Source organism: Streptomyces sp. TAA486, from assembly GCF_000426165.1.
This window is the reverse complement of the sequence record NZ_AUEV01000009.1, coordinates 310,769-329,585: the sequence shown is the minus strand read 5'-3', so window position 1 is coordinate 329,585 and position 18,817 is coordinate 310,769. Positions and strand designations below refer to the sequence as shown.

The 18,817-nt window shown below is 70.0% G+C and carries 16 protein-coding genes; 7 read left to right on the top strand and 9 right to left on the bottom strand.

What is annotated here, in order from left to right; genetic code table 11:
• Positions 1-50: 50 nt before the first annotated feature.
• The 5 genes from I004_RS34215 (at position 51) to I004_RS0115925 (ending at position 7,506) form a co-directional block, all read left to right on the top strand.
• The gene (locus tag I004_RS34215; protein WP_051345069.1) at positions 51-2,618 is read left to right on the top strand and encodes a beta-galactosidase; all 2,568 of its coding nucleotides are present in this window, start codon (positions 51-53) and stop codon (positions 2,616-2,618) included.
• 247 nt (positions 2,619-2,865) lie between these two features.
• A complete protein-coding gene (ctaD, locus tag I004_RS34210) occupies positions 2,866-4,482 on the top strand; it encodes an aa3-type cytochrome oxidase subunit I (protein WP_486580019.1) in 1,617 nt (538 codons plus the stop codon).
• Positions 4,479-4,862: an aa3-type cytochrome oxidase subunit IV gene (gene ctaF / locus I004_RS0115935; RefSeq protein ID WP_028436319.1), complete on the top strand. Its 384-nt coding sequence runs from the start codon at positions 4,479-4,481 to the stop codon at positions 4,860-4,862. Before ctaD ends, ctaF begins: the two co-directional genes overlap by 4 nt.
• 32 nt (positions 4,863-4,894) lie before the next feature.
• On the top strand, positions 4,895-6,469 hold the full coding sequence (gene qcrB, locus I004_RS34205) for a cytochrome bc1 complex cytochrome b subunit (RefSeq protein ID WP_037976474.1): 1,575 nt from the start codon (positions 4,895-4,897) through the stop codon (positions 6,467-6,469).
• A 149-nt stretch (positions 6,470-6,618) separates the two neighbouring features.
• A complete protein-coding gene (locus tag I004_RS0115925; protein ID WP_028436318.1) occupies positions 6,619-7,506 on the top strand; it encodes an SDR family oxidoreductase in 888 nt (295 codons plus the stop codon).
• Positions 7,507-7,536: 30 nt separating this feature from the next.
• Here I004_RS0115925 and I004_RS0115920 read toward each other — a convergent pair whose 3' ends face one another.
• The 8 genes from I004_RS0115920 to I004_RS34200 all read right to left on the bottom strand — a co-directional run bounded on the left by I004_RS0115920 (position 7,537) and on the right by I004_RS34200 (position 16,697).
• Positions 7,537-8,154, bottom strand: coding sequence for an SAM-dependent methyltransferase (locus I004_RS0115920; RefSeq protein ID WP_028436317.1), 618 nt, complete (start codon positions 8,152-8,154; stop codon positions 7,537-7,539).
• 126 nt (positions 8,155-8,280) lie between these two features.
• Positions 8,281-9,282, bottom strand: a complete 1,002-nt coding sequence (gene ku / locus I004_RS0115915; RefSeq protein WP_028436316.1) for a non-homologous end joining protein Ku — start codon at positions 9,280-9,282, stop codon at positions 8,281-8,283.
• Positions 9,283-9,536: 254 nt separating this feature from the next.
• Positions 9,537-10,988: a glutamate decarboxylase gene (gene gad / locus I004_RS0115910; protein WP_028436315.1), complete on the bottom strand. Its 1,452-nt coding sequence runs from the start codon at positions 10,986-10,988 to the stop codon at positions 9,537-9,539.
• Positions 10,989-11,119: 131 nt separating this feature from the next.
• Positions 11,120-11,983: an SAM-dependent methyltransferase gene (locus I004_RS0115905; RefSeq protein ID WP_078511261.1), complete on the bottom strand. Its 864-nt coding sequence runs from the start codon at positions 11,981-11,983 to the stop codon at positions 11,120-11,122.
• A gap of 122 nt (positions 11,984-12,105) precedes the next feature.
• Positions 12,106-12,957, bottom strand: coding sequence for a fumarylacetoacetate hydrolase family protein (locus I004_RS0115900; RefSeq protein WP_028436313.1), 852 nt, complete (start codon positions 12,955-12,957; stop codon positions 12,106-12,108).
• A gap of 112 nt (positions 12,958-13,069) precedes the next feature.
• A complete protein-coding gene (gene rhmD, locus I004_RS0115895; protein ID WP_028436312.1) occupies positions 13,070-14,257 on the bottom strand; it encodes an L-rhamnonate dehydratase in 1,188 nt (395 codons plus the stop codon).
• Complete coding sequence (locus I004_RS0115890) at positions 14,254-15,342, bottom strand: alcohol dehydrogenase catalytic domain-containing protein (RefSeq protein ID WP_028436311.1); 1,089 nt, start codon at positions 15,340-15,342, stop codon at positions 14,254-14,256. The genes rhmD and I004_RS0115890 overlap by 4 nt, the downstream gene beginning before the upstream one ends.
• Complete coding sequence (locus tag I004_RS34200; protein WP_051345067.1) at positions 15,342-16,697, bottom strand: MFS transporter; 1,356 nt, start codon at positions 16,695-16,697, stop codon at positions 15,342-15,344. The genes I004_RS0115890 and I004_RS34200 overlap by 1 nt, the downstream gene beginning before the upstream one ends.
• Positions 16,698-16,810: 113 nt before the next feature.
• On the opposite strand from I004_RS34200, the gene I004_RS0115880 reads away from it, so the two are divergent.
• Positions 16,811-17,572 carry an IclR family transcriptional regulator gene (locus I004_RS0115880; protein WP_028436310.1) on the top strand — a complete coding sequence of 254 codons (762 nt, stop codon included), beginning with the start codon at positions 16,811-16,813 and terminating at the stop codon, positions 17,570-17,572.
• Positions 17,573-17,595: 23 nt separating this feature from the next.
• On the opposite strand, the gene I004_RS0115875 is transcribed toward I004_RS0115880, so the two are convergent.
• The gene (locus tag I004_RS0115875; protein ID WP_028436309.1) at positions 17,596-18,165 is read right to left on the bottom strand and encodes an antibiotic biosynthesis monooxygenase; all 570 of its coding nucleotides are present in this window, start codon (positions 18,163-18,165) and stop codon (positions 17,596-17,598) included.
• Positions 18,166-18,277: 112 nt separating this feature from the next.
• Here I004_RS0115875 and I004_RS0115870 point away from each other — a divergent pair, with 112 nt between their 5' ends.
• On the top strand, positions 18,278-18,802 hold the full coding sequence (locus I004_RS0115870; protein WP_028436308.1) for a (2Fe-2S)-binding protein: 525 nt from the start codon (positions 18,278-18,280) through the stop codon (positions 18,800-18,802).
• The last annotated feature ends 15 nt before the right edge of the window (positions 18,803-18,817 follow it).

Sequence of the window (18,817 nt, the reverse complement as noted above, 5' to 3'; positions counted from 1 at the left end):
CGCCGCGCGTCTCACGCCACACGCACGCCCACTGACTCACGGAGCCCGTCATGACGTCACATCCGGCAGACATGCGCCGCCGCGCCGTACTCGGCGGCGCCGGGGCCCTCGCCGTCGCCGCCGCGGGAGGCACCGGCCTCGGTGACACGCCCGCGTTCGCCGCCACCGCGACGGGAGGGGCGCAGAACAGGCCCACCGCCTCCGGCCCGTCCGTGTCGTACGACCGCAAACGGCTGCTGATCGATGGCGAGCCCGTGCTCGTACTGGCAGGCGAGATCCACTACTTCCGGCTCAAGCGCTCCGACTGGCAGTCCCGTCTGGACCTCGCCAAGGAGGCCGGGCTCAACACCATCGCCACCTACATCCCCTGGATGTGGCACGAGACGGCGGGCGGCTCGATCGACGTGACCGGCAGGACCCGCAAGGAGCGCGACCTGGGCGCGTTCCTGGACCTGTGCATCGACAACGGCTTCCATGTCATCGCCCGCCCCGGCCCGTTCACAATGGCCGAGCTCAAGGGCGAGGGCATCCCCCGGCGCGTACGCGAGGAGCACCCGGAGATCGTCCCGAAGGGCTGGGACGGCAGCAAGGACACCGCCCAGACGATCGACTATCTCGCGCCCGCCTTCCTCAAGGAGGTGCGGCGCTGGTACGACGCGGTGATACCGGTGATCGCCAAGCGCAAGCACCGCAAGGGCAATCACGGTGTCATCGCCTGCCAGCTCGACAACGAGATCGGCATGCTGCCATGGGTCAGCAACCATCCCGCCCTCACCGACGGCACGCTCAAGGCCTTCAACGTATGGCTCGATGAGACCTACGGTCCGAAGCTCGGCGAGCGCTACCCGTTCGCGGACAAGCCGGCCGACGAGCGCGACGCGGCCATCCGCGCGCCGAAGGACTCCTACGCGGCCGCTCTCATGCACGACCTCGGTGCGTTCACACGCGGCCGCTTCGCGCGCTACGTCGGCGCGCTCCGCAAGTCCGCCGAAGGCAACGGGCTCAAGGGCATCCCGTTCCTCATCAACATCCACGGCACATCGGACGGCGGGGCGAGGAAGTTCCCCATCGGCATCAGCCAGTTGATGGAGACCTGGTCGGGCGAGTCCGGGATATTCGCCGGTTCCGACTTCTACCTCGGCGGGCTCACGGTCAAGAACGTCACCGACCTCTACCTCATCAACGCCTTCACCGAGTCCGTCCAGAACGCCGACCAGCCGCTCAGCGCCCTGGAGTTCGACGCGGGCCACGCTGACTACGGCGACAACCTGGACAACCAGGAGGACGCCGAGAGCGGCGACCTGAAGACACGGCTCTGCCTCGCGCAGGGCGTGAAGATGATCAACTACTACCTCTTCGCGGGTGGCTTCAACCCGAGGCTGGACAAGCCCGTGGGCGACGGCAACGACCGCATCGGCATCACCGGCGAGCGCCACGGCTTCTCCGCACCCGTCGACCCGGAAGGCCGGCGCAACCTCAGCTACGAGCCGCTGAAGGAGACCGTGCACGCGGTCGGCGGCCTGGCCGGTGTCCTCGCCGACATGGTGCCCGAGTACGACGACCTGGCACTGGGCTTCGTCCCCGACCACTATCTGACGGAGTACCACCCGCCCGGGCGCGCGAGCGTCGACGCGATCCTCTCCGACATCGAGGAGATCCGGGGCTTCGGTCCGCGCGGCGCCCTCTCCCGCGCCATGCTGCTCGGCGGCTTCCGCTACGGGGCCCTCGACCTCCAGTCCGGGCGCCTCGACCCGTCCCGTACGCCCGTACTGGCGCTGGCGACCGGCAAGAACCTCGCGACGAAGTTGCAGCGCGAACTCGTCCGCTATCTCGAGGCCGGCGGGAGGCTGCTGCTCTCCGGCCGGGTGCCTGAGGAGGACATGGCGGGCAAGGCCAGTACGGAACTGCGCGACGCGGTGGGCCTGAAGGTCGGCAAGACGCTCACCGACGCCGACCGCTTCTGGCTCTCGGCCACCTCGCACGGCTGGGCGGCGCCCCGCGCCGAAATCCGCGTGGCGAAGGCGCAGTTGTGCACCCCGAGCAGGGGCGTGACGGTGCTGCGGGAGGTCTCCACCGGGAAGGGCTGCGGCTTCGACATCCCCGTCGGCAAGGGCCGGGCCGTCGTGATCACGACCGACTACCGCTGCGATCTGGACTTCTGGCGAAGCGCTCTCAAGGCGCTCGGTGCGAGCCCCGCCATCACCCACAGCGCGACCGACCCCGGTCTCTTCCTGCTCACCACCCGCTCGGTCGGCGGCAAGGACGGCGGCGCGGGGCGTCTTCTGCACGCGCTCAACGTCACGTCGGGGCTGGACCAGGAGTTCACCGTCTCCGAGAAGGGCAAGGCGCTCTTCGGCGGCGAGAAGCTGCGGATCCCCGGACGCAGCGGCGCGATGCTGCCGCTCGGACTGGAGGCGGGCGGTGGACGGATCGCGTACGCCACCGCCGAGATCACCGGTGTGGAGAAGGGCAGGGTGACCTTCCGCGCCGTGGGCGGTACGGACTCCGTCGTCGCTGTCGACGGCGGCGCCGACTGCCAGGGCGCGAAGTCCTCGCGGGAGGGCGGCCGCACGGTTCTGCGCGTCCAGCGACCGGAGTTCACCGTCCACCTGGGCTGAGGCCCTTACGTCACCCGGACCCGCGTCCGGGTGACCCCCGCCCCGCCCACCGGCGTGGCAGCCGAGCGTGCCCGCACGCCTTCTCCAGGGTGTTCCAGCATGGATCGCACCTCTTCGGACACTCGGCTCCGCGGACGGCGGGCGGGGAGGGCGCCGGGTGAGCACAGCAGCTGAGGACGACACAGCACGGAGCTCATCGGACGCGAGGCCGCCGGCGACCAGCCGGCGGCTCACCTTCGGCAAGAGGCTGCTGAACTATCTGAGCACCACCGATCACAAGGTGATCGGGAACATGTATCTGGCCACGTCCTTCGCGTTCTTTCTCGTGGCCGGTCTGATGGCGATGCTGATGCGGGCCGAACTGGCCCGCCCGGGGCTGCAGATCTTCTCCGCGCAGCAGTACAACGAGCTGTTCACGACGCACGGCACGATCATGATGCTGCTCTTCGCGACGCCCACGTTCACCGGGTTCGCCAACGTCATCATGCCGCTGCAGATCGGCGCGCCGGATGTGGCCTTCCCCCGCCTGAACGCCTTTACGTACTGGGTCTTCCTCTTCGGCGGCCTGATGGTCCTCAGCGGTTTCCTCACCCCTGAGGGTTCCGCGTCCTTCGGCTGGTTCGCGTACGCGCCGCTCAACAGCGCGACGTTCTCGCCCGGTTCGGGCGGCGACCTGTGGACGATGGGGCTCGCCGTGGCGGGTCTGAGCACGATCCTCGGCTCCGTCAACTTCATCACCACGATCATCTGCCTGCGAGCGCCGGGCATGACCGTCTTCCGGATGCCGCTGTTCACCTGGAACGTGCTGTTCACCTCGATCCTGGCGCTGCTCGCCTTTCCCGTGCTGACTGCGGCGCTGCTGGCCCTGGAGGCGGACCGCAAGTACGGCGCGCACATCTTCGACTCCGCCAACGGCGGCGCCATCCTCTGGCAGCACCTGTTCTGGTTCTTCGGGCATCCCGAGGTCTACATCGTGGCGCTGCCGTTCTTCGGGATCGTGACCGAGATCCTGCCCGTCTTCAGCCGCAAGCCGATCTTCGGGTACATCAGCCTGATCGCCGCGACAGCCGCCATCACCGGTCTGTCGGCCACGGTCTGGGCCCACCACATGTTCGCGACGGGCGCGGTGCTGCTGCCCTTCTTCTCGCTGATGTCGTTCCTGATCGCGGTGCCGACGGGCGTGAAGTTCTTCAACTGGATCGGCACGATGTGGCGCGGGTCCCTGTCGTTCGAGACGCCGATGCTGTGGGCCGTCGGCTTCCTCGTGACGTTCCTGCTGGGCGGGATGACGGGAGTCCTCATCGCCTCGCCGCCCCTGGACTTCCATCTCACCGACAGCTATTTCATCGTCGCCCATCTGCACTACGTGCTCTTCGGCACCATCGTCTTCGCGACGTTCGGCGGCTTCTACTTCTGGTGGCCGAAGATGACCGGGAAGATGCTGGACGAGCGCCTGGGGAAGATCCACTTCTGGACTCTCTTCGCCGGCTTCCAGGGCACGTTCCTCGTCCAGCACTGGCTCGGCGAGGAGGGGATGCCCCGCCGCTATGCCGACTATCTGGCGGCCGACGGCTTCACCGCGCTCAACACCGTCTCGTCGGTCAGCGCCTTCGTCCTCGGCCTGTCCACGCTCCCTTTCCTCTACAACGTGTGGCACACCTCCAGGTACGGCAAGCGCGTCACCGAGGACGACCCCTGGGGCTGGGGACGGTCCCTGGAATGGGCGACGTCGTGCCCGCCGCCCCGGCACAACTTCGAGGCCCTGCCGCGCATCCGCTCCGAATCGCCCGCCTTCGACCTGCACCACCCGGAGATGGCGCGGACCACGTCAGGGCCGCGCGAGGCGGAGGGGGCGGCGCGATGAAGGTCGAGGCGCTGCTCTTCACCGGCGTGGCCACCTTCTTCGCGGTGGTCTCCGCCTGCTACGTGCCCTTCTCCCGGGACGCCGCGGGGAACGCCGCCCTGCTGGTCTCCTTCCTGATGTCCTCTCTCATCTCCCTCTTCCTGTGGGTGCAGTACCTGCGGCACGGCGACCGCCCGCAGGACCGCCCCGACGCGGACGTACGGGAGGGCGCCGGACCGCTCGCCTTCTTCTCGCCGCGCAGCTACTACCCCGTCTTCACCGCCCTGGGCACGGCGATCGCCGGACTCGGGGTGATCTTCGGCATGTGGCTCTTCCTGATCGGGATCGGGATCGTCGCCCCCGGCGTCGCCGGATTCGTCTTCCAGCACAACGACCGCTGATCCGCCCGTACGAGAAGTGAGGAGGACGGCGCATGCTCCAGCAGCGGAAGAGGGTGCAACCCGGTGCCAGGGCGGGCAGGGCCGCGAAGGGCGGCTTCACGTACCTCGACGCCCGGCTGCCGGCCACCGAGGGCGGCTCTCTCCTGCGCAAGACGTTCCCCGACCACTGGTCGTTCCTGCTCGGCGAACTGGCGCTCTACAGCCTCGTCCTGCTCATCCTGACGGGCGTCTTCCTCACCTTCTTCTTCCACCCCGTGGGGACGGAGATCCGCTACACCGGCTCGTACGCACCGATGAGGGGACAGCTGGTCTCCGAGGCGTACGACTCCACGCTGCGCATCAGCTTCGACGTGCGGGGCGGGCTGCTGATCCGTCAGGTGCACCACTGGGCTGCGCTGGTCTTCATCACCGCGATCGGCGTCCACATGATGCGGGTGTTCTTCACGGGCGCCTTCCGCAAGCCCCGGGAGATCAACTGGGTCGTCGGAGTCACGCTGTTCCTGCTGGCGATCGTCGAGGGCTTCTGCGGCTACTCGCTCCCGGACGATCTGCTCTCGGGTACCGGAATGCGGGTCGTCCAGAGCCTGCTGCTGTCCATCCCGGTCGTCGGCACCTACCTGAGCCTGTTCCTCTTCGGCGGCGAGTACCCGGGCACGGAGATCATCCCGCGGCTGTTCACGGCGCACATCCTGCTCATCCCGGCGCTCCTGGTCGCCCTGCTCGTGGTCCATCTGATCCTGATCGTCTATCTCAAGCACACGCACTGGGGCGGGCCGGGCAGGACGAACAACAACGTCGTGGGGCAGCCGATGTTCCCCCAGTTCGCCGCCAAGTCGACCGGGTTGCAGCTGATGGTCTTCGGGGTGATCACCGTGCTGGGCGCCGTGGCGCAGATCAACCCGGTCTGGAACTACGGCCCTTACCGCACCGACCAGGTCAGCACCGGCTCCCAGCCCGACTGGTACATCGGCTTCCTCGAAGGTTCGCTGCGCATGATGCCGGGGTTCGAGACGACGCTGTGGGGCCACACCTTCATGTGGAACGTCCTCGTCCCCACCGTGATCCTGCCCGCGCTGCTCTTCATGGGCATCTACCTCTATCCGTTCCTGGAGAGGTGGCTGACGGGGGACGACAGGGAGCACCACGTGTGCGACCGCCCTCGGGAACGGCCCGCCCGTACCGCCCTCGGCGTCGCCGGGATCACCTTCTACGTCGTACTGCTGCTGGGCGGCGGCAACGATGTGATCGCCACGCTCTTCGGCGTCTCGCTCAACGGTCTGACCTGGACCTTCCGCGTGGCACTCGTACTCGCCCCGGTGATCGCGTTCATGGTCACCCGGCGGCTGTGCCTGGCGCTGCGCGCGCACGAGCTCGAACGTGTACGGGAGGGCGAGGAGACGGGCGAGGTGCGGCAGACCATCGAGGGCGGCATGGAACCCGAGCACCGTCCGATCCCGGTCCAGGAGCGCTACACGCTGCTGATGCGTGAGGCGCCCCGTCCCCTCGAGCCGGCGCGGAAACGCGAGGCGGACGGGCACGCGGACGGGCGCGTCGAGCGGCTGCGCGTCGCGCTGAGCCGCTGGTACCTCGGGGACCGCGTCGAGTGACGCTGCGCAGCAGGCAGCTGCTGCTGGCCCCCCGGCTGCCCAGCCTCTGCCGGGCGGGCGGCCTCCCGGCAGAGGCTGTTACCCGGTGCGCAGCACGGGTACCGCGGTTGCCGTACCACTCGCGAAGCCACGCCCGAAGGAGCCGCCGCATGTCCTCCGGATCCGGTACGGAACATCCCGCGCACCGCCATCCCGAGCCGCCCTTCCCCGCGCAGGACGACGAGCACCCGGGTTTCACGGGGCGCATGGAACCACGGCCCGACCACGGCGAGGCCACCTACCGGGGCAGCGGCAGGCTCAGCGACCGCAAGGCCGTCATCACCGGAGGGGACTCCGGCATCGGCCGCGCGGTGGCCCTCGCGTTCGCCCGCGAGGGCGCGGACGTGCTGCTGACGTACCTGCCCGAGGAGGAGGACGAGGCCCGCGAGACGGCACGTCTGGTCGAGGACGCGGGGCGCCGGGCGGTGCCGCTGCCGACCGATGTGCGTACGGAGGAGGAGTGCAAGCGTCTGATCGAGCGCGCGGTGAAGGAGTTCGGCCGCATCGACGTGCTGGTCAACAACGCCGCCTACCAGATGTCGCAGCCGCACGGGCTGGGGTCGATCTCCACGGAACAGTTCGACCGGGTGGTGCACACGAATCTCTACGGCATGTTCTGGCTCTGCAAGTTCGCACTGCCGTACATCCCCGAGGGCGGCAGCATCATCAACACCAGCTCGGTGCAGGCGTACAAGCCCAGCCCTCACCTTCTCGACTACGCCATGACCAAGGGAGCGATCGTCACGTTCACGCACGGACTCGCCGCCGACCTCGCCTCTTCCGGGATCCGCGTCAACGCGGTGGCCCCGGGACCGGTGTGGACGCCCCTGATCCCGGCGACGCTTCCCGACACCACCGAGTTCGGGAAGCAGAGCCCGCTCGGACGTGCCGCTCAGCCTGCCGAGATGGCGCCGGCGTTCGTCTTCCTGGCCTCGCAGGAGTCGAGCTACATCACCGCGGAGATCGTCAACGCCACCGGGGGCACGCCGCTGCCGTGACCGCAACCGCGCACTGAGTGGGCCTCACCCTCACACCAGCCCTTCGCGCGCCGCCGTCGAGTACGGGCCGCGGCCGACGTCGTCCGGGCGCCCCAGCACATGGAGCGTGAAGTCCGGATCGCGGCAGTCGGTCAGCAGCGTCAGGCCGGGGACCGCGCTGAGTACGGGAGCGAGGGAGCGGCCCGTGCGGAAGTGTTCGGGCGCCGGGTGGTTCCAGTGGACCGTGACGAGGGTGCCGCCGGGTTCGAGGGCTTCGACGGTGCGATGGAGCACGTCGCGCAGGGTGCGGTCGTCGAAGTAGTAGAGAAGCTCCGAGAGCACGATCAGGTCGAAGCGACCCTCGGGCCACGCCTCGGGGACGGCCAGGTGTCTTACCCGGACGTGCGGCAGGTGCCGGGTGCGGGCGGCGGTGAGTTCGGCCGCGGCGGCCACGCGGTCGGTCGCCAGCAGGCTGTCGCAGCGTTCGGCGAGCGCGGTGGTGAGGACGCCGACGGAGCAGCCGGGCTCGAAGGCGCTGCGGTAGCGGAGCTGCGGCAGGGCGGCGAGCGTGTGGTCGTACTTGCGCTGTACGTACCACCGCTCGGAGAGGCTCCAGGGGTCCGACGAGTCGCTGTAGAGCTGCTCGAAGTACGCGGCGGGAGTGTTCATCGCGGGACCACCTTGCGTGCTCGGCCGGATCCTCCCCCCGGCAGACGCACGGCGGGTTCTCCCCAGAGCTTCGCATCGAGTGACGAAAGGTGCATCTCGGACCGAGCGGTCGGTGCACCGTGCGGGTCAGGATGCCTTCCCGGACCGCCTGCCGCTGAGGGCCTGGATGAGCTGCTGCCGGTTCATCCGCGTGCGGCCCTGGATGCCCTGGTCGGTAGCGCGCTCGTACAGGTCCCGCTTGCTCAGCTCGGACAGCCCCCGCCCGCCGTCGGCGCCCGAACCCGTCCGCCGCCGGGAGCGCCCCGCCGGGCGGGACTCCTTCTGCGGGCCCTTGCCCGATCCCTTCCGCGAGCCGGCCTGGTCGACGCTGCGGCGCAGGGCGTCCTCCAGGTCGACCACGTTGGTGCCCTGGGGAGGCTCCTGCTCGGCGACGACCTCCTTGCCGTCGCGCTTGGCGTCGACGAGCCGGCGCACCTTCTTCTCGTAGCTGTCCTCGTAGTCCTCGGGGCGCCAGTCGACCGCCATGGCGTCGATGAGCTGCCTCGCGCTGTCCAGCTCCTTGCTCCCGGCCGGCTCCCGCCCGGGCAGCCTGGGGAGTTCCCCCTCCGGGTCGCGCACTTCGTCGGCCCAGTGCAGGGTGTGCAGCTCGAGCGCGTCGTCGCCGGCGCGCAGCGCGACGAGGTACTCCCTGGCATGCATCACGAAGGTGGCGACTCCGGCCTTTCCCGATTCGGCGAGGGCGGTGCGCAGCAGCCGGTAGACCTTGGAGTACTCGTCGCTCCTCGGCGCCAGGTAGTACGTGCGGCTGAAGAAGGCCGGCTCCACCTCTTCCAGGTCGACGAAGCCGCTGACCTCGATCACCTGCGACCTGCCGGGTGCGATCTCCTCCAGCTCCTCCGGCTCGACGACGACGTACTCGCCGTCGCCCACGTCGTAGCCCTTGACGATCTCCTCGTAGTCGACGCGCTTGCCCGTTCGCTCGTTCACGCGCCGGTTGCGCACGCGGTCGCCGGTACCGCGCTGAAGCTGATGGAAGTGGACCGCGTGATCCTCCACAGCGGCGAACAGCTGCACCGGAACGGTCACCAGACCGAAGGTGATCACTCCGCTCCATATCGGGCGGGCCATGTCCTCGCTCTCCTTCCGCACGAGCCGAGCGCGGCTCCTCGGTGCCTCGTGCCGCCGGGTACCCCTTCGGCGCGGTTCACGCCGTGCGCTCCCGGTGGCCTGCGTCCTCGCGGGGCCGTGCGGCGTCGATGCCGCCACCGCGATGTCAGGGGCTCCGCACGCGATGTCAGTGCGCCGGCACTGCCGGTGACCGGACGTCCCGTCCCGGCGCTGGCCGCCGCCCGCGCGACGCCCGGCCCTCGCCCGGCTCGCGCTCAGTGGTGGAAGGCCGTCGCCTCGGAGGGCGGGCGTCCCAACGGGCCGCCCTGGCTTCGCAGTTCGGGCAGCAGCTCCGTCAGGTCGTCGAGGAACAGGTCGGAGAGGTCCGCCGTGAAGCCGTTGCGGCACACGATCCGCAGCACGGACAGGTCCTCCCGGTTCGGCGGGAAGGTGTAGGCGGGCACCAGCCAGCCCCGCTCACGCAGCCGACGGGAGACGTCGAAGACGTCGTAGCTCCTCACCTCCGGCACCGTCGTGAAGGCGAAGACCGGGAGCTGGTCGCCGTGGGTCAGCATCCGGAAGTCGCCCGTCTCCCCGATGCGGACCGCCAGCGACCGGGCCACGTCGCGGGCGTTCTGCTGTACGGCGGTGAAGCCGCCGTGCCCCAGCCGCAGGAACGTGTAGTACTGCGCGGCGACCTGCGCACCGGGCCGGGAGAAGTTCAGCGCGAAGGTCGGCATGTCGCCGCCCAGGTAGTTCACGCGGAAGACCAGGTCCTCCGGCAGCGCCTCCTGCGAGCGCCACAGGGCCCAGCCGACACCGGGGTAGACGAGGCCGTACTTGTGACCGGAGGTGTTGATCGAGGCGACCCGCGGAAGCCGGAAGTCCCAGAGCAGTTCGGGGTCGAGGAAGGGCGCGATCATCGCGCCGGACGCGCCGTCCACATGCACGGGTACGTCGGTGCCGGTCCGCTCCTGGAGGGCGTCGAGCGCCCGGCACAGCTCGGCGACCGGCTCGTACGACCCGTCGAAGGTGGAGCCGAGGACGGCCACGACCCCGATGGTGTTCTCGTCGCACAGCCGCGCCGCCGCCTCCGGGTCGAGGTGGAACCGCTCGCCCTCCATGGGGACCTGACGGGCCTCCACCTCCCAGAAGTTGCAGAACTTCTCCCAGCACACCTGCACGTTGGAGCCCATCACCAGGTTCGGCCTGGCGGAGGCGGGATAGCGGTCACCGGCGCGCCGGGCCCAGCGGCGCTTGAGAGCCATGCCGGTGAGCATGCACGCCTCGCTGGAGCCGGTCGTCGAGCATCCGACGGCCGCGGACGGATCCGGGGCGTTCCACAGGGCGGCGAGCATCGCCACGCAGCGCCGCTCCAGCTCGGCCGTGCGCGGATACTCGTCCTTGTCGACCATGTTCTTGTCGCGGCACAGGGCCATCAGCTCGCCTGCCTGCGGCTCCATCCACGTCGTGACGAAAGTCGCCAGGTTCAGGCGGGAGTTGCCGTCCAGCATCAGCTCGTCGTGCACGAGCTGACGGGCAGCCTCGGGTGCCATGGGTTCGTCGGGCAGCCGGTGGCGGGGCGGCTCCGTGGTCATTCCGCTGACGGGGTCGGCCGCGCCGTAGAAGGGGTTGACGGAGACCGCGCGGGGTTCCGCACGGGTCCGCTTCCCGTCGCCGGTCCCGTCGCCGGTGCGGTCAGCGATACGGCCCTTGTGCAGCGACATGTGTCAGCGCCTCCCGGGCAGCGGTCGCGGATGGCCCTCTGCCGCGAACCTACGGGCACCCGGCGCCAGGGGCCCGTGGAGCTGAGCCGGTCGGGGGCACCGGGCGCCAGGTGTGCCTGCCCCGGCTCCGCTCAGGGTTTGAGCGCCAGCCCCGCCCACAGCCCGACCTCGGCGTCCGAGACGTCCTGGTCGCCGCCGATGCAGGCCCCCGCCTGCCGGTACGGACGCCAGCGGTGCGGCACCACGATGCCCGGCTCGAGGAGTTCCAGGCCGTCGAAGAAGCGGGCGAACTCCTCCCGGCCGCGTGTCTGCGCCCGTGCCACGCGCTGCGTGTAGACCTGCCCGGCCCGGCCGGTCTCCAGGGGCGCGAAGTCGCTCGTGCCGTGGGTGAGGACGAGGGCCGAACCGGACGGCAGCGCAGCGGCGAAACGCCGCACGATCCCGTGCGCGTCCTGGGCGTCCGGTACGAAGTGCAGCAGCGCCAGCACGCTCAGCGCGACCGGGCGCGTCATGTCCAGGACCCGCCCGAGCTCCGGCGACCGCAGGATGGAGTCGGGATCGGTGAGATCGCCCTCCAGACAGGCCGTGCGCCCGTCCGGCGAACTCATCAGAGCGCGGGCGTGTGCGAGCACGAGCGGGTCGTTGTCGACGTACACGACGCGGGCCCGCGGGTTCTGGCCCTGGACGATCTGATGGAGATTCGGCTCGGACGGTATGCCCGTACCGATGTCGAGGAACTGGTCGAGTCCCAGTTCCGCGCAGAGCACGCGGGCCGCGCGGTGCATGAACGCCCTGTTGGTACGGGCGCAGATGCGCACGCCGGGCCAGACCGCCATCACCTGGTCACCGGCCTCGCGGTCCACCTCGTAGTTGGTCTTGCCGCCCAGGTAGTAGTCGTAGACGCGAGCGATGTGCGGCCGGTCCATCCTCAGGTCACCGGGATCGACGGGGCCGGCCCCGCGATCCCCGGTGCCGACCGTGCACTCGTCCCCCATGTACCGGCCTTCCGTCGGCGCCGAGCGCGATCTCCCGCGCCCGGGGTTTCTCCCCCGCGCGCCTCTGCGTCACACCAGGGTCACGTACCGGAGCCGGATGTCCGGGCCGGCCGCACATCCGTTCACGCCGTGCCGAGCTCCTGCCGCTGGGCCCCCAGTCCGTCGATCTCCAGCTCCATCACGTCCCCGGGCGCCAGGTAGGGATGGCGCCCCGAGAGGGCGACACCCTGCGGGGTGCCGGTGTTGACGACGTCGCCGGGCTCCAGCACCAGGTACTGGCTCAGGTGGTGCACCAGGAAGGCGACGGAGAAGATCATGTCCGCGGTCGAGGAGTCCTGCCGGGGCTCACCGTTCACGAAGGACCGCAGCCCGAGCCGCTGCGGGTCGCCCACGTCGTCGGCCGGCACCAGCCACGGACCCAGTGGGTTGAAGGTCTCGCAGCATTTGCCCTTGGACCACTGACCTCCGGACTCCTCGATCTGGAAGGCGCGTTCGGAGACGTCGTTGGAGACCGCGTACCCGGCGACGTGCGCCAGCGCCTCCTCCGGCGAGTCGAGGTAACGGGCCCGGCGGCCGATGACGACGGCGAGCTCCACCTCCCAGTCGGTCTTCTCCGCCCCGCGGGGGATCAGCACGTCGTCGTACGGGCCGACCACCGTGTTCGGGGTCTTGAAGAAGACGACGGGCTGCTGCGGCGGCGCATCGCCCGATTCGGCAGCGTGCGCCGCGTAGTTCTGGCCGATGCACAGGACGGCGCCCGGGCGGGCCACCGGTGCGCCCATGCGCAGCCCGGCGGTCTCGAGTGCGGGCAGCTCCCCCGCGGCGAGGGCCGCACGGGCCCTGGCGATGCCGTCCCCCGCGAGAAAGCTGCCGTCGATGTCGCGGGTGAGCGGTGTCAGGTCGAAGGCCCGGTCGTCGTCGTCGAGAACGGCGGGGCGCTCGGCGCCGGGTTCTCCCAGGCGGATCAGACGCATGAAGATCTACGTTCCTTGCTCGGTCATTCGGTCGCTCGGTCGTTCGGTCGCTCGGTCGTTCGGTCGGAGCGGCGTGCACTCACGTGCCGCCCCGGCACACCGTGAAGGAGTGTCAGTGCTGGAAGGGCCGCCGCAGCGCGCACTCGGGGTTGAGACGCACCCCGAACCCGGGGGTGTCGGGCAGCGTCAGCCGTCCGCCGACCGGTACGGGCTCGTCCAGCAGGAGCGGGCTGAACATGGGCACGACCTCGTCCGCCTGCGGAGCCATCATCAGGAACTCGGCGAACGGGCTGTTGTGGCGCGTGATCACGAAGTGGTACGAGTACACGCTCGATCCGTGCGGCACGACCAGCTTTCCGTGCGCGTCCGCGAGCGCCGAGATCTTCAGCAGCTCGGTGAGCCCGCCGCACCACCCGACGTCGGGCTGGAGGATGTCGGCGCATCCCATCTCCAGCAGCATCCGGAAGCCGAGCCGCCCCGCCTCATGCTCACCTGTCGAAGTGAGCATCCCCGGCGGCAGGTTGCGCCGCAGTTCGGCGTAGCCCCAGTAGTCGTCCGGTGGCAGGGCCTCCTCGATCCAGCGCACTCCGAGTCCGTCCAGCCGGTGGCCGAGACGGGTGGCGTACGGGACGTCCATCGACATCCAGCAGTCGCAGGCGAGGAAGAAGTCGTCGCTGACCCTCTCGCGCATGGAGCGCATCACCTCGACGTTGGCGCGCAGCCCCTCCTCGCCCTCGGCGGGGCCGTGCCGCAGCGGCAGCTTGCCCCCGATGAAGCCCATGCCCTCCGCCAGGTCGGGGCGCGCAGTCGTTGCGTAGAAGACCTGCTCGTCGCGGACGGGCCCCCCGAGCATTTCGCAGACAGGCTGCTCGCGGAGCTTCCCGAGGAGGTCCCACAGCGCGAGGTCGACTCCGCTGATGGCGTTGAGAACCAGGCCCTTCCGGCCGTAGAAGAGGGTGGACCGGAACATCTGGTCCCAGATCCGCTCCAGGTCACGGGCGGGTGCGCCTTCGACGAAGCGGGCCAGGTGGTTCTCGATGATCCAGGCGGCGGGTTCACCTCCGGTGGTCACGGCGAACCCGACGGTCCCGTCGTCCGCCTCGGCCTCGACGACGAGCGAGCCCAGGACATCGATCCCGAAGCTCTGGCGGCTCTGCCGGTACTCCGGGTAGACGGACATCGGGGTGGCGATGTGGTCGTCGATCCAGTGGCCGGCCGGCTGGTCGTGGTAGTCGGCTCCGCCCTGCGCGTCGACGGTGAAGGCGCGCAGATGACGGATGCGCGGGGTACGGGTGCTCACTGGGAGACCTCCTCGGTGGTGGTGGATGCGGGCACTCCGCGCGGGTGGACCAGCACCTTGCTCGCCTGGTCCTCGCCCCGCGCCAGGGCCGTGAAGCTGCGTGCCGCGCCGGACAGGTCCACCCGCCCCTCGATGAGGACGGACAGATCGGTTTCCGTCCCGGCCACCCACAGGGCAGTGCGGGTGAACTCGTCCGCCGTGTAGCAGAAGCTGCCGATGAGCGAGCGTTCCTGGGTGCTCAGGGAGTACGCCGGAAGCGCCATCCGCGGCGCGTGCATGCCCACCAGGACGATCCTGGCGCCGAGCGCCGTGACGCCGAGGGCCTGACCGGCGGTCTCCTCCGCGCCGACCGCGTCCAGGGCCAGGGTGGGCCGCCCTCCCAGCAACTCCAGTACGCGCGGCTCCAGTTCACCGTCCCGGGGATCGACGGACTGCAGACCCAGCTTCTCCAGGAGGACGCGCCGCCCGGCGTGCGGTTCGCTCACGACCACGCGCCGCGCCCCGAGCCGCAGGGCTCCCAGCGCTGCCGCCTGCCCGATGGGACCGCCGCCGATGACGAGGACCAGATCGTCGGGGCCGCACCCGCCGCGTACGGCCGCGTGGTGGCCGACGGCGAGGGGTTCCACGAGTGCGCCGTACTCCGGCGGTATGCCTTCCGGCAGTACGACGACGTTCGCGGCGGGAACGGTCATCGTCTCGGCGAAGGCCGACCGCAGCGCCGGGTCGACGCCGATGACACGGCGGGACGGGCAGAGCTGTTGCGCCCCGGCGTGGCAGGCCTCGCAACTGCCGCAGGAGATCACGGGGTTGACGGTCACCAGCTGCCCGACGGCGAGCTCCTCCTGGCCGGCCAGACTCCTCGCCCGGTCCGCGCCGTCGCCGAGCTGCGTGATCCGTCCGACCGTCTCGTGTCCCATCACCTGGCCCGGGAACCGGCGGCCGTTCTCACCGGTGAAGCCGTGGATGTCGGAACCGCAGATGCCGGTGGCGAGAACGGACATCGCCACCTCGCCCTCGGCGGCGCGGGGTTCGGGAAGCTCCTCGACCTCGAGTTGCCAGTGGTCCTTCATCACGAGCGCGCGCATCAGCGGATCCTGCTTTCCTTCTCGGTCTCCACGAGCCGTTCACCGGGCCGGTTCGCCGCGGGCTCCGGGGTGCCGCGCTGCCATGCGCCGAGTCCCGCGATCAGCACGGCACCGAACAGGGTGAATCCGGCGATGACGTGGAGCCCGGCGCTGGGGGAACCGGCCACCCCGTCCGCCCAGGTCTTGACGTTCGGAGCGACGAACCCGCCGATCGAACCCAGTGAGTTGACGAGTGCGATGCCGCCCGCTGCCGCGGCGCCGGTGAGGAACGCGGTGGGCTGGGTCCAGAACACGGGCTGCACGGCGATGAATCCGGCCGCCGCCACACACAGCGCGACCAGCGCCGGCGCCGGGGACCCGGCCAACGCCGATCCGGAGATACCGGCAGCGCCCGCGATCAGGCAGCAGGCGGCCACCGGCAGGCGCCGCCCGGTGCGGTCGCTGACGCGGCCGGCGACGACGGAGCCGACGATGGCGCACACCCAGGGGACCGCCGTCACGAGGCTGACCTCGAACCCGACGGTCGTGCCGAGCAGTTCACCGACCTGGGTGGGCAGGAAGAACGTCACACCGTAGACGGAGACCTGGATGACGAAGTAGATCAGCGACAGGTACAGCACCCGGCCGCTGCGCAGCGCCCGCAGCACGCTGCTCTCCTCCTTCTCGCCGTCCTCCGCCGCGACCGCAGTTGTGAGGGCTGCTTTCTCCGTGGGCGTCAACCAGCGTGCGGATCCGGGCGAGTCGGGAAGGACGCGCAGCGCGATCAGCCCGACGACGACGGTGGCCAGGCCCTGTACGAGGAAGAGCCACTGCCAGCCGTGCAGTTCGCTGATGCCGTCCATCTCCAGCAGCAGCCCGGACAGAGGGCTGCCGAAGATGAACGCGAGCGGGGCGCCGAAGTAGAACAGCGCCATCGCCCTGGCCCGGTGGGCCGCGGGCACCCAGAGGGTCAGGTAGTAGATCACTCCGGGGAAGAAGCCCGCTTCGGCGACGCCGAGCAGGAAGCGCAGCCCGTAGAAGACGGGAGCCGTGTGCGCGAACATCAGCGCTGCCGAGACCAGGCCCCAGCTGATCATGATGCGGGCCATCCACCTCCGCGCGCCGAAGCGCCGCAGCAGCAGGTTGCTCGGTACTTCCAGCAGCACATAGCCGAGGAAGAAGACGCCGGCGCCGAAGGCGTAGGCGGCGTCGCCGAGCCCGGTGTCCGCCTGGAACGACTCCTGGGCGAAGCCGATGTTGACGCGGTCCAGGAAGGCCAGCACGTACATCAGCAGCAGGAACGGCACGAGGCGGCGCATCGCTTTGGCCACTGCTGAGGCCACCTCAGGCTCACCGGTGGCCCGGGTCTCTGTCATCGCTGCTCTCCGGCTCTTGAGAAAGTTCTCCTACATGAACTACGGTTCTCATCCAAGAACAGTTTCATGTGACGTGACGGCGTCCCGCGCTGTCAAGACCCGAGGGGGATTCCATGGCCGACCAGACGAGCGCGGTGAAATCCGCCGACAGGGTGCTGGCGATCCTCGACCTCGTCGCCGACCGCGGCCCCATCCGCTTCACCGACGTCACATCCGGCCTCGGCCTTCCCCGCTCCAGCGCACACGGGCTGCTGGCGACGCTCGCCGCCCGCAACTACCTGGAGTTCGACGAGGAGACGAGGCGCTACGGCCTGGGCCTGAGCGCCTGGCGGCTCAGCCAGGCGTACTCCGGCCACGGCGACCTCGAACGGCACGCCCGCCCGCTCATGGAGGAGTTGGCGACGGAGAGCGGCGAGACCGTCCAACTGGCCCGCCTGGAAGGCGTCCACAACGTCTACATCGCCATCGCCCACTCGCCCCGGCCGATGAAGCTCGTCTCCCACGTCGGCTCCCGGCTGCACGCGCACGCCACCGGCGTGGGCAAGATGCTGCTGGCCGGCCTCTCCCCCGAGGAGGCCCGGCGCCGGCTGACCGCGGCGGAGCTCCCCCGGCTCACCGGCCGCACCGTGACGGACGTCGACGAACTGATGGACGTTCTGAACTCCGTCCGCGAGGCCGGATACGCCGAGGACCACGAGGAGTACGTCGAGGGCTGCCGGTGCGTGGCGGTGCCGGTGCTCGGCCCCGGCGGAGAGGCCGTTGCCGCCATGTCGGTCTCGATGCCCTCGTTCCGCTGCGACGACGAGCAGGCCCGCGCCCATCTCGAACTGCTGCGGGCCACCGCCGTGAAGCTCCAGCGGCTCACGGGCGGCTGAGCGCCCCTACCCCGGCCCCGGCTTCAGGACCCCGGGTAGAGCCAGCGCCGCAGCACCCGGCTGAGTCCGGGCATGACGGCGTAGGTGAGCAGCGGGGCAAGGAAGAGGGGGAAGACCATCGTGCTCGCCGACAGCGGCCACTCCCGGAAGTACTCGGCGAAGACGGCGTCGTAGAGCAGGGCGAACGGATACACGCCGAGGATGGTGGTCAGCGACATCTTCCAGCGGGCGGGCGGCCGCGCCACGAGACGGGGGACGTCGAACCAGGCCTCCAGCCCGGTCGTCGCGGTCTGCGGCCCGACGTCCCGGGCGAGGTCTTGCACCCGGTCCTGCCATTCGGCTCTCTCGGGCGACTCCATCCACTGCTGAAGGCTCGCGGTGTCCGCGAACCGCACGACGGCGTGGTAGCGCGTGCTGTCACCCTCGGGCTTGAGCCAAGTGACTCCCTGCTGGCCTGGGAAGGCCGCGGCAACGGCCTCGATCCCGTGGGCCCACCGCTCGAACTCCGCGTGCTTCCCGGGAGCGACTTCCCAGCTGAAGACCACTGTCACCGCCTTCTGTCGAGGCGTCGCGCCGTCGCTCGTCCCTGTCACCGGCTTCCCCTGTAATGCGTCCCACGGGTCGCAACGCAGTCTGATTTGAGCAGTATTGCCCTAGTATGTGCCCCTCGCGGTGGTATTCGTCAGAGCCCTCCCGGAGGTGCACATGTCCGTACGCGGCCCCTCGATCACCGAGCGCGGTCCGGGTCTCGGAGAACGCGGCCCCGGGCCGGTGCCGGTGACGCTGTCGGTCAACGGGGCCGAGCGTCCGCTGGAGATCGAACCGAGGGTCAGCCTGCTCGACGCGCTACGCGAGCACCTCGATATGACGGGCTCCAAGAAGGGCTGCGACCAGGGCGCATGCGGCGCGTGCACCGTCTGGGTGGACGGGCGCCGCGTGCTGGCGTGCCTCACTCTCGCGCTCTCCTGCGAGGGCCGCGAGGTCACCACCATCGAGGGCCTGGCCGGACCGAACGGTGAACTGCACCCCATGCAGAAGGCGTTCATTGCCGAGGACGCCTTCCAGTGCGGCTACTGCACCTCCGGCCAGATCATGTCCGCCGTGGCACTGACCGCCGAGGGCCACACCGGCGACGACGAGATCAAGGAATGGATGAGCGGCAACCTGTGCCGCTGCGCCGCCTACCCCCACATCCGGGCCGCGGTCCGCGCCGTCCGCGACGAGTCCTGAGACCCGAGAAACGGA

Coding starts and splice junctions, on each gene's coding strand:
- I004_RS0115920 (WP_028436317.1), bottom strand. CDS start 8,154: ATGAACACTCCCGCCGCGTACTTCGAGCAGCTCTACAGCGACTCGTCG.
- ku (WP_028436316.1), bottom strand. CDS start 9,282: ATGGCCCGCCCGATATGGAGCGGAGTGATCACCTTCGGTCTGGTGACC.
- I004_RS34215 (WP_051345069.1), top strand. CDS start 51: ATGACGTCACATCCGGCAGACATGCGCCGCCGCGCCGTACTCGGCGGC.
- ctaF (WP_028436319.1), top strand. CDS start 4,479: ATGAAGGTCGAGGCGCTGCTCTTCACCGGCGTGGCCACCTTCTTCGCG.
- qcrB (WP_037976474.1), top strand. CDS start 4,895: ATGCTCCAGCAGCGGAAGAGGGTGCAACCCGGTGCCAGGGCGGGCAGG.
- I004_RS0115905 (WP_078511261.1), bottom strand. CDS start 11,983: ATGGGGGACGAGTGCACGGTCGGCACCGGGGATCGCGGGGCCGGCCCC.
- I004_RS0115900 (WP_028436313.1), bottom strand. CDS start 12,957: ATGCGTCTGATCCGCCTGGGAGAACCCGGCGCCGAGCGCCCCGCCGTT.
- I004_RS0115880 (WP_028436310.1), top strand. CDS start 16,811: ATGGCCGACCAGACGAGCGCGGTGAAATCCGCCGACAGGGTGCTGGCG.
- I004_RS0115870 (WP_028436308.1), top strand. CDS start 18,278: ATGTCCGTACGCGGCCCCTCGATCACCGAGCGCGGTCCGGGTCTCGGA.
- gad (WP_028436315.1), bottom strand. CDS start 10,988: ATGTCGCTGCACAAGGGCCGTATCGCTGACCGCACCGGCGACGGGACC.
- I004_RS0115890 (WP_028436311.1), bottom strand. CDS start 15,342: ATGCGCGCGCTCGTGATGAAGGACCACTGGCAACTCGAGGTCGAGGAG.
- I004_RS0115925 (WP_028436318.1), top strand. CDS start 6,619: ATGTCCTCCGGATCCGGTACGGAACATCCCGCGCACCGCCATCCCGAG.
- I004_RS34200 (WP_051345067.1), bottom strand. CDS start 16,697: ATGACAGAGACCCGGGCCACCGGTGAGCCTGAGGTGGCCTCAGCAGTG.